Annotated in this window: 10 protein-coding genes; 5 read left to right on the plus strand and 5 right to left on the minus strand. The window is 72.6% G+C overall.

Going from position 1 to position 12,881, the window contains the following annotated elements:
* Positions 1-753, minus strand: a complete 753-nt coding sequence (locus ACIBVL_RS06740; protein ID WP_399092932.1) for an SDR family NAD(P)-dependent oxidoreductase — start codon at positions 751-753, stop codon at positions 1-3.
* On the minus strand, positions 750-1,721 hold the full coding sequence (locus ACIBVL_RS06745) for a fumarylacetoacetate hydrolase family protein (RefSeq protein WP_399092935.1): 972 nt from the start codon (positions 1,719-1,721) through the stop codon (positions 750-752). Before ACIBVL_RS06745 ends, ACIBVL_RS06740 begins: the two co-directional genes overlap by 4 nt.
* Before the next feature lie 407 nt (positions 1,722-2,128).
* Between ACIBVL_RS06745 and lanKC the strand changes: the two genes are divergently transcribed.
* The 4 genes from lanKC to ACIBVL_RS06765 all read left to right on the plus strand — a co-directional run bounded on the left by lanKC (position 2,129) and on the right by ACIBVL_RS06765 (position 8,858).
* Positions 2,129-4,807 carry a class III lanthionine synthetase LanKC gene (lanKC, locus tag ACIBVL_RS06750; protein ID WP_399092938.1) on the plus strand — a complete coding sequence of 893 codons (2,679 nt, stop codon included), beginning with the start codon at positions 2,129-2,131 and terminating at the stop codon, positions 4,805-4,807.
* Positions 4,808-4,852: 45 nt separating this feature from the next.
* Entirely contained in the window at positions 4,853-4,987 is a 135-nt protein-coding gene (locus ACIBVL_RS06755; protein WP_399092941.1) for a SapB/AmfS family lanthipeptide, read from the plus strand.
* Between the two features lie 144 nt (positions 4,988-5,131).
* A complete protein-coding gene (locus ACIBVL_RS06760) occupies positions 5,132-6,943 on the plus strand; it encodes an ABC transporter ATP-binding protein (protein ID WP_399092944.1) in 1,812 nt (603 codons plus the stop codon).
* Positions 6,936-8,858 (plus strand): ATP-binding cassette domain-containing protein, encoded by a 1,923-nt coding sequence (locus ACIBVL_RS06765; RefSeq protein ID WP_399092948.1) that lies wholly within the window; start codon positions 6,936-6,938, stop codon positions 8,856-8,858. Before ACIBVL_RS06760 ends, ACIBVL_RS06765 begins: the two co-directional genes overlap by 8 nt.
* Here the strand turns inward: ACIBVL_RS06765 and ACIBVL_RS06770 are convergent.
* Positions 8,788-9,396 carry a response regulator transcription factor gene (locus tag ACIBVL_RS06770; RefSeq protein WP_399092951.1) on the minus strand — a complete coding sequence of 203 codons (609 nt, stop codon included), beginning with the start codon at positions 9,394-9,396 and terminating at the stop codon, positions 8,788-8,790. The genes ACIBVL_RS06765 and ACIBVL_RS06770 overlap by 71 nt on opposite strands.
* A 177-nt stretch (positions 9,397-9,573) precedes the next feature.
* The gene (locus ACIBVL_RS06775) at positions 9,574-10,590 is read right to left on the minus strand and encodes an Acg family FMN-binding oxidoreductase (RefSeq protein WP_399092954.1); all 1,017 of its coding nucleotides are present in this window, start codon (positions 10,588-10,590) and stop codon (positions 9,574-9,576) included.
* Positions 10,591-11,214: 624 nt separating this feature from the next.
* Between ACIBVL_RS06775 and ACIBVL_RS06780 the strand changes: the two genes are divergently transcribed.
* Positions 11,215-11,796, plus strand: coding sequence for a hypothetical protein (locus ACIBVL_RS06780; protein WP_399092957.1), 582 nt, complete (start codon positions 11,215-11,217; stop codon positions 11,794-11,796).
* A 373-nt stretch (positions 11,797-12,169) separates the two neighbouring features.
* Here the strand turns inward: ACIBVL_RS06780 and ACIBVL_RS06785 are convergent, their stop codons facing one another.
* Positions 12,170-12,781 carry a cysteine hydrolase family protein gene (locus tag ACIBVL_RS06785; RefSeq protein WP_399092960.1) on the minus strand — a complete coding sequence of 204 codons (612 nt, stop codon included), beginning with the start codon at positions 12,779-12,781 and terminating at the stop codon, positions 12,170-12,172.
* Positions 12,782-12,881: the final 100 nt, after the last annotated feature.

The raw sequence follows: 12,881 nt of genomic DNA on the forward strand, positions 1-12,881 counted from the left end.
TCACATCGCCTCCTCGCGCAGCGCGTCGGAGACGGACTTGACGCCGCCGTGCGCGGTGAGCCCGCCGTCCACGGGGATCTCCGCGCCGGTGATGAAGGACGCCTCGTCGGAGAGGAGGAAGACCACGAGCGGGGCGACCTCGTCGACCGTGCCCGTACGGCCGAGCGGTGTCTCCCGGACGTTCGCCTCACGGAAGACGGGCGCGGCGGACGCGGTCATGTCGGTCTCGATGAAGCCGGGGTGGATCGTGTTCACGCGGATCCCCCGGGGGCCGAGTTCCGTGACCGCGGTCTTGGACAGGCCGCGCAGCGCCCATTTGCTGGCGGTGTAGGCGACCGGGTAGTGGCCGGTGAGCGCGGCGGTGGAGCCGACGTTGACGATGGACGCGCCGGGCGGCATCAGCGGGGCGAGGTGCTGGATGCCCAGCAGCGGCCCGGTGACGTTGACGGCGTGGACGCGGGCGAAGTCCTCGGGGCGTACGTCGTCGACGCGGGCGCGCCAGGTGATGCCCGCGTTGTTGACCAGGCCGTGGACCTGGCCGTACGACTCCCTCAGTTCCGCGGCCAGTTCGGCCCAGTCCCGCTCACTGGTGACGTCGAGGCGGCGGCAGTCGCCCTCCGGCTTCGCGTCGGTGGCGATGACCCGGGCCCCCTCACGGGCCAGGGCGTCGGCCTCGGCGGCGCCCTGGCCGCGGGCCGCGCCGGTCACGACGACGACCTTGCCGAGGAGTCTTTTGGGGTACAGGTCGGTCACGGCCGCTCCCGGGTGCTTCGGCGGGCGAGCGGGATCGGCACCGGATCGGCACCGTCGACCACGGTGTTGGAGACGGTGCCGATGCCCTCGACGGTGAGCGTGACGGTGTCGCCGGGCTTCAGCGGGGGCGGTGACTGCTCGCCCCGCACGCCCCACAGCTCCGCCAGGCAGCCGCCGTTGCCGCAGGTCCCCGAACCGAGCACGTCGCCGGGGCGGACGACGGTGCCGCGCGAGGCGTAGGCGGCCATCTCCTCGAAGGTCCAGCTCATGTTGGACAGCAGGTCCCTGCCGACCACCTCGCCGTTGACCTCGGCGGTGAGCCCCAGGCGGAGGAAGCCGTCCGGGTCGCGGTAGGGCTCCAGTTCGTCGCTGGTCACGAGGTACGGGCCGAGGGTGGCGGCCGTGTCCTTGCCCTTGCAGGGGCCGAGACGGACCTGCATCTCGCGGGACTGGAGATCACGCGCGGACCAGTCGTTGAAGACGGTGTAGCCGATGATGTGGTCGCGGGCCCCCTCCGGCGTGAGGTCGCGGCCCTCGCGGCCGATGACGGCGGCTACTTCGAGTTCGAAGTCGAGCACACGCGAGCCCGGGGGAACGGGCACGTCGTCGTAAGGGCCGATCACCGCGTAGGGGTTGGTGAAGTAGAAGGTCGGAGCGTCGTACCAGGCCTCGGGCACCCCGCCGACACCGTCCACGGACCGCCGTACGCCCTCGACATGCTCCTCGAAGGTGACGAAATCCCGGACGGTCGGCGGCTCCAGCGGTGGCAACAGACGTACCTGCGCCACCTGGAGCCGCGCCGGGGTGTCGAGGGCGGCGGCGCCCGCCTCGAGCAGCCCGGCGAGGCCGTCACCGGAACGGATCAGTTCGTTGAGCGACCGTGCGCCGCGGACGGGGTGGAGGGCGCCCTCCTCCGCGACGACGGCGACCCGGCGCTGTTGCTGGTGTTCGTAGACGGCGAAACGCATGAGTGGGACTCCAGGCTCCGGACTTCTCCGGATGTGAGGGGACCGGGGACGCGGCGCAGGAGTCAGGGCGGTTGACAGGCACCGCGCCCCCGGAACGTGAGGGGCTCAGACCGGGGCGGATGGGGTGCCGAGGCCGAAAGGTCCAGGGAAGGACGCGGCGGGGGCTACGGGTTTCACGTGAGTGTCCTCCAGATTGCGTGCGACCAATCTGTCCCGGCCCACCCGATCTGGGAAATCGATTCTCACTATGTTGATCATCTGTCGCGTGGATAAGGTCCCTGGCGACGAGGCGCTGCGCGGGGCACAGGAGTGCGGTGCTGCGTTTGTCATGGGTGACCGATGACAGGCGTGACTGTACGGGGCCGCACGCCCGCCGGAGTCTGGTGACCACCCAGCGGGAGGTGCCCATGGAGAAGCGATACGAGGTCTTCTGTCTCGCCGACGACCACTTCTACGAGACGCCGGACCGCCTCTTCGGCGCCGAAGACGGCCTACCGCAGCTTTACGAGCCCGCCTGCCGGGCGGAGCCGGACGGCTGGCGCCGGCACCGGTCCGGTGATTGGCTGCATCTGTCGCCCGCCGACGGAACCACTCCCCTGCAGGGCTGGAAAATCCACGTGTCGGCCTGCCTGGACAACGCGCAGAAGACGGCCGGCGTCGTCTGGGACTACTGCGTCTCCCGCACGATCCCGTTCAAGTTCTTGCCCGGACCGAACCATCTCTTCCTCAGGAACTCGAAGTACGCCGGGCGGGGCGGCAGCGGGAAGTTCGCCACGCTCTATCCGCGCGACGAGGAACAACTCCACCGTTCACTCCAGGAGTTGGGGGAGCTGCTGGACGGGGAGCAGGGACCCTACATCCTCACCGACCTGCGCTGGCGACAAGGACCGCTCTACGTGAGGTACGGGGGCTTCGCCCAGCGGTTCTGCCCGGACGCCGACGGGACGCTCGTCCCGGCTGTCGAGGACGGCAGCGGCCGCTTGGTGCCGGACCGCAGGGACCCGACGTTCCGCGTGCCGGAGTGGGTGGTCCTGCCGGCCTTCCTCGAGCCGGAGTTGGCGGCCCGCAACGCCACGACCACCGGCGACCTGCCGTACCGGATCGAGCAGGCCCTGCACTTCTCCAACGGGGGCGGGGTCTACGCCGGCCGCGATCTGCGCACCGGTGAGAAGGTCGTGCTCAAGGAGGCCCGGCCGCACGCCGGTCTGGCGGCGGACGGCGCGGACGCCGTCACCCGGCTGGAGCGCGAACGCGCGAGCCTGGAGCGCCTTTCCGGCTCGGGCGTGGCACCGGAGGTACGGGACTGGTTCGTGCTCGGTGATCATCGCTTCCTGGTGATGGAGCACTTGGAAGGCGACACCCTCAACACGTATTTCGGCCGCCGCCATCCGCTGCTCGTCGCCGACCCCGGTCCCGACGTGCTCGCCGACTACACCGCCTGGGCGCTGCGCGTACACCGGTCCGTCGAGGACGCCGTCGCCGCCGTGCACGATCGCGGGGTCGTCTTCAACGACCTGCACCTGTTCAACATCCTCATCGGCCCCGACGGGGAATCCGTGCGGCTGATCGACTTCGAGGCCGCCGCTCACGTCGACGACAACCGCCGGCAGGTCGTCGCCCACCCCGGTTTCCTCGCTCCGGCCGACCGCCACGGCTTCGCCATCGACCGCTACGCCCTGGCGTGCCTGCGCCTCGCGCTCTTCCTGCCGCTGACGACACTGTTCGGCGTCGACCGCGGCAAGGCGGCCCACCTCGCCGACGCGGCTGCCGGGGAGTTCCCCGTGCCGCGCTCCTTTCTGACCGACGCCGTACGCGAGATCACGGGGACGCCCCGGTCGCAGGGGCACGGAACGTCGCGGGCGACCCGTCGAGGTGCCGAACGCCATCTGCCGGTCGATCCCGGCGACTGGCCACGCAGCCGGGACTCGATGCACCGGGCCATCGTCGCGAGCGCCACACCCGAGCGGGACGACCGTCTGTTTCCCGGGGACATCGAGCAGTTCAGGGACGGTGGCGGAATCAGCCTGGCCCACGGGGCGGCGGGCGTCCTGTACGCCCTCGCCGAGACCGGCTGCCCACGCCATGAATCCGGCGAGGAGTGGCTGCTGCGGCACACGACGGACCCCGGATCCGGCACTCCCCCAGGCCTGTTCGACGGGTTGCTCGGCGCCGCGTTGGTCCTGGCGCGCCTCGGTCACACCGGACCCGCGCTGAAACTGGCCGAGAGGGTGCTGGACGAGAGGTGGCAGCGCCTCGGGCCCGACCTGTACGGAGGGCTGGCCGGGGTCGCGCTGGCTCTGGAGGAACTGTCGCGCGCCACGGGCGAGGCGGTCCTGCACGGCCATGCGCTCGAGGCGGCCCAGTTGCTCGCGGACGGTGAGCGCGCCCACAGAACGGACAAGGCCGGCCTGATGTACGGACCCAGCGGCCCCGCACTGTGTTTCCTACGGCTGCATGAACGCACGGGGGAACCTGCCCTGCTCGACCTGGCAGCCGACCGCCTCCGCGCCGACCTGGCGCACTGCGCGATCGACCGTTCGGGCGCGCTCGCCGTGGACGAGGGCCGCCGCTCCATGCCGTATCTCGGCCAGGGCAGCGTGGGCATCGCCATGGTGCTCGACGACTACCTCGCCCGGAACGACGACGAGGAGTTCGCACGTGCCCGTGTGGCGATCCTGCCCGCCGCCACGTCACGCTTCTACGCCCAGTCGGGGCTTTTCGCCGGACGCGCCGGCATGGTGTTGCACCTCGCCCGCACCACCACACCCGAGGTCGCTCCCCGTCATCTCGCCGACCAGGTCGCCCGTCTGTCCTGGCACGCGCTGCCCTACAGCGGACAGCTGGCCTTCGCCGGCGACCAGGTGATGCGTCTGTCGATGGACCTCGCCACGGGAACGGCAGGCTGCCTGCTGGCCATCGGCGCCGCACTCGGGGAGCGGCCGGCCGCGTTTCCCTTCCTCCCGCCGCTCCGGCGGCCCCAGAGCCGGTCCCCGCAGCAGGGGGCCGAACCGGAAGATCCACTCGCACACGCCGCGTGCGTGGAGACCTCGCCCGTACACGTCGCCAACGGAGATCCCGCCGGCTGACGCCGGGACACCCACTCAAGCGGCACCGAGCCGAAAGGATGAACCATGGTATTGCTCGACCTGCAGACACTCGAGACTCCCGAACCGCCGGAGTCGCCGGATAACGCGGCTTCGACGGTCAGCAGCGCGAGCCTGCTGCTGTGCTCGGCGAGCACCTCGTCCACCACTCTGTGTCTGTGACCGCCCCGTCCCGACCCGCTCCCGCCCGTGCGGCGGCCGGGCATCGGTGACGGAGCGAAGGACAGCCCCCGGACGGCAGCCGTCGTCCGGGGGCCCGCCCGGTGACCAGCCGGGCCCTGCCCCCGTCGTGGGAAGGTCGAAACGATGCGCCTGGGCGCCTCCCTCTGCCACGCGTCCGAGCCCCCGACCCGGCGCCTCCTGCGCGATGTTGTGCGTCACAGCGCCGGCCGCTGCACCGCGCTGGGCCTGATCGGCATGTTCACCGCGGCGGCGGAACTGGCCATGCCCAGTGTGCTCGGCCACGCCGTCGACGCCCTGCTGACGGACCGGCGGCCCCTGTGGACCGGGCGCTGGACCGTGCTGGCGGCGGCCCTGACGGCTGCTCTCATCGCCGCCCAGGCGGGCGAGGCCCTGATCACCGGCATGACCGGTGCTCGTACGGTGGCCCGGGCACGCGGGCGGCTGCTGCGTCACGTCCTGGCTGTCGGGCCGCCCGCCCAGGACCGGTTCTCCCCGGGAGACCTGACCACCCGGCTGGTCGGCAACGCCGCGCACACCGGCGCGGCCCCGGCCGCCCTCGCCGGGTTGCCGGCCGCCGCGATCACACCGCTGGGGGCGCTGCTCGCCCTCACCCTCCTCGATCCGTGGCTGGGGACAGCGTTCGTCCTCGGCATACCCGTCCTCGTGCTGCTGCTGCGGGCCTTCGTGCGCGACACCACCGACAGCGTTCGGCGTTACCAGCAGGTCCAGGGCCGGATGGTCGGCCATCTGCTGGAAACGCTGCGCGGGGCCCGTACGGTGGCCGCCGCGGGCACCGTACGGAGTGAGACGGCCCGTATCCTGCGTCCGCTGCCCGAACTGGGGCGGCACGGAAACCGGACCTGGCAGGTCCTGGGCCGTTCGACAGCCCAGGCCGCGGCAATCCTTCCGCTGCTGCAGATCCTCGTCCTGGCCGTCGCGGGCCTGCTCATGACGGCTCACCGCCTGACGGTGGGCGAACTGCTCGCGGCCTCCCGCTACGCGGCACTGGCCACCGGCCTGGGTGTGCTGGTCTCCCGGGTCAACGACGTCGTACGCAGTCGTGCCGCCGCCGGCAGGGTCGCCGAGGTTCTCGCCGAGCCCGCCACCGCCCACGGCACCCGACGGCTCCCGGCAGGCACCGGAAGACTCGAGTTCCGTGGCGTCGCCGCGGTGCGTGGCGGTCGCGCGGTGCTCCGCGAGGTCGACGTGTCCGTTCCGGGCGGTTCGTCGCTGGCCGTGGTCGGGCGTTCCGGGACGGGCAAGTCGGTGTTCGCCGCCCTCGCGGGACGGCTCGCCGATCCCGACGAGGGCGTCGTACTCCTCGACGGGGTGCCCCTGCCGGAACTGTGCCGCGCGGAGTTGCGCCGCGCGGTCGGTCATGCCTTCGCACGACCCGCCCTGTTCGGTGGCACGGTCGGCGGCGCCATCGCCTTCGGTCCCACCGCCGTTCCGCGAGAGAGGGTCGTCTCGGCTGCACGCCAGGCGTGCGCCGACGACTTCATCCGCCTCCTGCCGCACGGCTACGAGACCCACCGCCGGGCGGTCGCCCTGTCCGGCGGTGAGGTTCAACGCCTGGGCCTGGCCCGGGCATTCGCGCACGGCGGTCGGCTCCTGGTGCTGGACGACGCCACCTCCAGCCTCGACACGGTGACCGAGCGCCGCATCGGCGCGGCGCTGTGGCACGGGCTCGGCGACCGCACCCGTGTCGTCGTGGCCCACCGCCCCTCCACGGCGGCCCGCGCCGACCTGGTGGCCTGGCTCGACGGCGGGCGGGTGCGGGCCCTGGCCCCGCACGCCGCGCTGTGGTGCCTGCCCGAATACCGGGCGGTCTTCGAGCCGCCTTGCGCCGAGGCCGACCTTCCGGGTCCCGCCCCTGAGCCGATCCATGAACCGGTTCGTGAGCCGGTCCGTGAGGGAGAGGGGCCGGATGACTGATACGGCCCCCGGGGTCGCCCCCGCAGCGACCGAATGCGGTCTGCGGGACGCCGGCCTCGTCTTTCTGCGCCGCCATGTGCGGGCGCTCGGCGCCCTGGCCGGCTGGTCGGTCCTGGAGGCCGGGCAGACCTTCCTCCTGGGCGTCGCGCTGGCCCGGGCGCTGGACGAGGGTTTCCTCAGGGGCCGGCCCGACCAGGGCCTGGTATGGCTCGGGGCGGCCGCCGTGTCGGTGGTCGGCGCGGCCGTCGGCACCCGACGTGCCTATCGGGCGCTGGCCGGGCTGGTCGAACCGCTGCGCGACGCGCTGGTGCGCCGAGTCGTCTCCGGAGCCGTGCGGCGGGCCGTGGCCGGGCCGCACCGGGCCGACGCGACCGCGGTCTCCCGCCTCACCCAGCAGGTGGAGCTCGCCCGGGACACGTTCGCCGGGGTGACGATGGCCGCCCGTTCGTTCGCCTTCACCGCGGCTGGTGCCCTGGCCGGGCTGGTCGCGCTGAGTCCGCTCCTGCTGGTGGTGGTCGTGCCCCCGCTGGTCGCCGGACTGGGCCTCTTCGTGGCGTCCCTCGGCCCGCTGGCCCGGCGTCAGGATGCCTACCTGACCGCTGACGAGGATCTCGCGCGACAGTGCGGCGAGCTCGCCTCCGGCCTGCGGGACGTCACCGCGGCGGGCGCGCAGGACGCGGTGGCCGACGAGATCGATGCCCTGGTCGCTGCGGAGTTCCGGGCCTCGCGGTCGCTGGCGCGCTGGGAGGTCAACCGTGTTCTGGCGCTCGCCGTCGCCGGGCGGCTGCCGGTCGTCCTGCTGCTGGGCGCCGCTCCGTGGCTGCTGCGCCACGGCGTGACGGCGGGCTCCCTGGCAGGCGCGCTCGTGTATGTCACGCAGTCGCTCCAGCCGGCGCTGCACAACCTGGCGCAGGGTCTGGGCACGGCCGGCACTCGGCTGGGTGCCGTCCTGCGGCGGCTGTGGGCCGGCCCGGCGGGTCGGGGCTCGGACGCCGGTGCTGCGGGAGACACCGACAGGACTCACCCGACGGCTCCGGACGGCACCGAGTCGCCACCCGGACGGACCTGCCGCCACCCCGCCGCACGGCACGCCGTCGTACGGGCGGCTCACCCGGTACCGCACAAGCCTCCCGCAGTGGAGCTGGACTGTGTCACCTTCGCTTACGGCGACCACACCAGGCCCGTGGTCCGCGATCTGCACCTGACCCTGCCCGAGGGCGGGCACCTGGCCGTGGTCGGGCCGAGCGGCATCGGCAAGTCGAGCCTGGCCGGACTCGTCGCCGGGCTGCTGAGCCCCCGCAGTGGGCAGGTGCGGGTCGGCGGTGTGCCGGTCGGCGGCCTGACCGCGGAGCAACTGGCCCGCCTGCGCGTGCTGATCCCTCAGGAGGCGTACGTGTTCTCCGGCAGCCTCCGTGCCAATCTGCTGTACCTGTGCCCCGATCCGCCGCCCGACGCCGCGGTGCGAACCGCTGTCACCCGGATGGGGCTCGACGCTCTGGTCGGCAGACTCGGCGGACTCGACGCGTCCGTCGATCCCTCGGCCCTCTCCGCCGGAGAAGCCCAGTTGATCGCACTGACGAGGGCCTACCTTGCGCCCGCGCCACTGGCCCTGCTGGACGAGGCCACCTGCCATCTCGACCCGGCGGCCGAGGCCCGGGCGGAACTGGCCTTCGCCCGTAGAGCCGGCACCCTCGTGATCATCGCCCACCGGATCACCTCCGCCCGACGGGCCGGGCGGATCCTGCTGATGGACGGCGCGCACACCCGATGGGGGACCCACGAAGAGCTGCTGACCCGCTCGCCCGTCTACCGCGACCTGGTGGGCAGCTGGGACACGACCACACTCAGACCCAGCCCGCCTCCTGGGAGATGCGGATGGCGTCGACGCGGTTGCGTGCCCCCGTCTTGCGGGTGATGGTCGACAGGTAGTTGCGCACGGTACCGTGCGTCAGGTGCAGGTCCCCCGCGATCTCCGCGACGGAAGCTCCCTGCGAGGCCAGCGACAGAACGCTCAACTCCCGTTCGGTCAAAGGGACTCGGGACGCCTGCAGAAAGTCCCATCCCAGTGAGGTGTCCACAAACCGTTCGCCCCGCGCCACACGCCTGATGGCACCGAGGAGAGCCTCGCACGGCTCGCCCTTGCTGACGTATCCCAGCGCCTGCGCCCGCGAAACACGATGAAGCAGCCCCGGTCTGCTGGGCGACGTCAGGAGGAGCAGCCCGCACTTCCGCTCCGTCGCGCGTTCGGCCAGCGGCACCAGTTGAGAGAGATGCGCCGCCGGTTCCGAGGCCTCCACGTCCACCACACACACCCGCGGCTGCCAGGAAACCAGCCCGGTCACCGCATCCGACCACGACGCCGCTCTCACCTCCAGGTCACGCTCGTGGCGTAACAGGATGGCCAGCGCCTGCCGCAGGAGACAGGCGTCATGCACGAGAAGAACCTTGATCACTGTGGCCCCCCAAAGTCGTCTGGGCCACTTCCGGTTACCCGTCCTCTTGTTCGACTATCCCGCCCGAGGAACGTCGTTCGAGGGCGCCCTGTCAACGTCCGGGTTCCGCTCCGCTCCCTCCGCCCGCGGCGGGACACGGCCGGACGGGCGGGCTCCCAGTCCGGATGCAGCTCTCGGTCAGCCTTCCGAACCGGTCTCGGAAGGTGTTGAGGTACGAGCCCCGAGGCGCCCCGGCGCTCGTGGTGTACGCCCGCCGTCCGGGCCGTAGCCGAACCGGATGAGCACCTGGGGATGGCACCGCCTGTGCTGCGGCAGGGCCGCCGCCGCCCGCAGATCGGGCCATTCCATGGCCTGGTGCAGGAGCGAGGTGCGCACCCCTCGGGCGGTCGCCGTGAGCAGGACGTACTGCAGGGCCTGACCCGCCCTCAGCCAGTCCTCCCTCCGGTCGTGCGACGTCCACAGCATCGCCGTCTGGACATGGCGTTCGAACCACAGAGCGGGCAGCCGGTAGGCCGGCCCCGCTCCGATGAAGTCCCGCACCGGCATCCACCCGGCCGCGTCGGGCGGACCGAGGGCGGTGACCGGTATCCCGTACGGTGCGTCAGCGCGTGGGTCGGTGATCCAGGAACGGGTTTCCGCCGTGCGGTCCGGGTCGGCGTGGTTGCGGACCTCGGCCGCGGCGGTCAGATGCAGCAGGCGTTGTGCTCCGGCGGGGTCCGGGACGTGCAGTCGCGCTCCCGCGGCCTGTGCGGCTGCCGTCATCTCCGCGACGACCGGCTCGGGCACCGGCCGGCCGGTGAACGGCGACCGGCTGGTGTGCCGTTCGGCGATGGCGTCGTGGAGGCCCGGGTCGGAGGGCTGGTCGTGCGCGGCGAGCGGGCCGGTCAGTCGGACCGCGGCCAGCAGTGCGGGTTGGTGCGGGTCCGGCAGCAGACTCACCTCGGGCCGCCAGCCCTCGTGGACGGCGGCGAGCCGGAGGTTGAAGAGCGCGGCGCCCACGGACACGTACTGGGCCCGGTGCGTCGGGTCGGTCAACGGCAGCGTGCGCGTCGGTGCCGAGCGGACCTCCAGCACCTGGCTGTCGGGGTTCAGACGGAAGCGCCAGGGCTGCGTGTTGTGGATCGACGGGGCCATCACGGCGGCCGCGAGCAGCGCCTCCACGGTGGCTTCGTCCGGCAGGAGTTGGGTGCGCATGACGCTTCCTCTTTCCTCATCGCACGACGACGAAGGGCCGGTCGGCCACGTCGTGCCACCGGCGGGGGACGACCTGGTCGGCGGCGCTCACCGCACAGCCCTCCCCAGCGCCCGGGGACTGCGTCCGGCCGCCCTGGAGTCAGGGCAGACGAGGCGGGCGGCCGGACGGTGACCGGGCCGGACCGTGCGCGGCACCCACCGCGAGCGACAGCGGTGGAATCGGCCTCGAGGGCGGTCGACGTGGTCGTACACGGGACACCTCCGGATCGGTCGCCGTCAGCATCCACCGGAGGCCGACGCCGACGCGGCGGCCGATGGTCTCCGCGCACGGGGCCGAAGGTCCCTCTTCGCGGAAGGTTCCGACATGGCCGCCGGGCGTCGCGGCACGCGCAGGAGGCGGCATGGGACGGCGTCCGGCCGCGGGGAACGGCCGGGCGCTCGAGGGCCGCCGGCCGAACACGGCGACCGGGAAGGCGCTCCGCGACCGCCCATTGGGCCTCTCGGCCACCCCCACGGGGCCCAATGGCCTCACCGTGGCGACCCCATGACCCCTGCCCGCAACGATCGCGGGTCAGGGACCGTAGTGGCATGGACCGTCACAGAGGTGCGCGGAGGAGCGGACACATGCCGAAACGGAAGAGAAGGGTGTGGCTATGGCGGTGGCGGCACAATCCCCTCAAGCGCCGCTCCGACGTCCTCGAGGCATGGATCGGCGCGCTGGCGGCGGCGGTGGTGCTGCTCACGGCACCGGTGGTGGGTGTGACGGCGGCCGGCGTGGCCGAGCGCTCGGCGCTCGACCAGGCCCGAGGACTGCACCGCGTCACCGCGGAACTCCTCGAGGACGCCACCGCACCCCCGTCCCGGTTCGGGATGATGGGCGGCAACCGGGCACGGGCGACCGTGCGGTGGACGTCGTCCAGCGGCGCTTCCGCGTCCGCGACGGCCTCGGTTGCGGTAGGCGGCAAAGCCGGGTCGCACACCACGGTGTGGCTGGACGACACCGGCCGCCTCCAGCCGGCGCCGCCCACCCCGGCCCAGGCCAGGTCGCACGGTGTCGCCCTGGGAGCGGCCTCGGCCGTGGGCGCGAGCATGCTGGTGCTGGGCACCTGGTGGATGGTCCGACTGCGTCTGGACGTACACCGGAGAGCGCAATGGGACCGTGCCTGGGCGGCGTTCGACACGCCTCAGGGGCACCGGCACGCGTAGCAGGCGGCAGGGATCGGCGGCGGGCTCGTGCGCCGCGGCTCGATGTGCCGGAACTGGTGAACGGCCCCTACCCGCAGAACAGTGGGGCACCGGCTCCACGGCCGCCCGTCGTTCGACCAGCGCCGGCACCAGCCGGACCGGCAGCGGGTCCCGCCCGCCCCGGACTCGCCGACGACCAGCGGCCGCCGGGTGCCGGGACGCACCCTGTGAAGACGTCCGCGATCTCGCCGCCCCGGCCGGTCGGCCGGTGAGGATCCCCACCTCGGCCTCCCCCTGTCGTCGTACGGCCTCGGCCGGCCGGTCGGCCACCTCGGCAGGACTGCTCGCCGCGGCCGCCTCGACGAGTGGGTGGGACAGCGGCCAGGCAGGCTCTTCAGGGCGCGGGCATCTCACTGAGCGGGACCCCGTCCGGGCGGGCGCCGCGGGACGCCGTGGCCCCCGCTGCCCAGTCGGCCGCGGTCGTGACGTCCGCCTGTTGGGGGAACACCTTCTCCGTGAGAACCCGGTGCACTTCCGGGTCGGCGTCGAGGCATCCGTCGGACAGCACGGTGAGGCCGAAGTCCAGGTCGGCCGCCTGGCGCAGGGTGGACAGCACGACACCGCTCGTGGCGATGCCGGTGAGGACGAGGCGATCGATGCCGCCGGCCCGCAGCACCATGTCGAGATCGCTGCCGGCGAAGGCGCTGACACGTCGCTTGGTGACGACGATGTCGCCGGGTTCGGGAGCCACGTCCGGATGGATCCGCGTCATCCGGTCGTCGCCGGCCGGGGCCGCCGGTGCGCTCGCCAGCCGTCCGAACATCTTGTTGCGGGCACTGACTTCGGGGTAACCGGGGCGGAACCCGACGACCACGTGGATCACGGGGATGCCGGCCGCCCGGCCGGCGTCGATCGCCTTGCGCAGGCGCGGCAGGTAGTCGGGGTCGGGGTAGCGGTCCACGACTGCCTGCTGGACATCCATGACGAGAAGCGCTTCCTGGGACACCGTCATCGTTCCTTCCACGCCGGAGCATAAGTCATCAAGTGATTACTTGGTAACGTAACCACGCCCCGGAACGATGTCAACGAGTGATTACTTAAGGGGC

This window comes from Streptomyces sp. NPDC049687 (genome assembly GCF_044465285.1).
Taxonomy (GTDB): Bacteria; Actinomycetota; Actinomycetes; order Streptomycetales; family Streptomycetaceae; genus Streptomyces.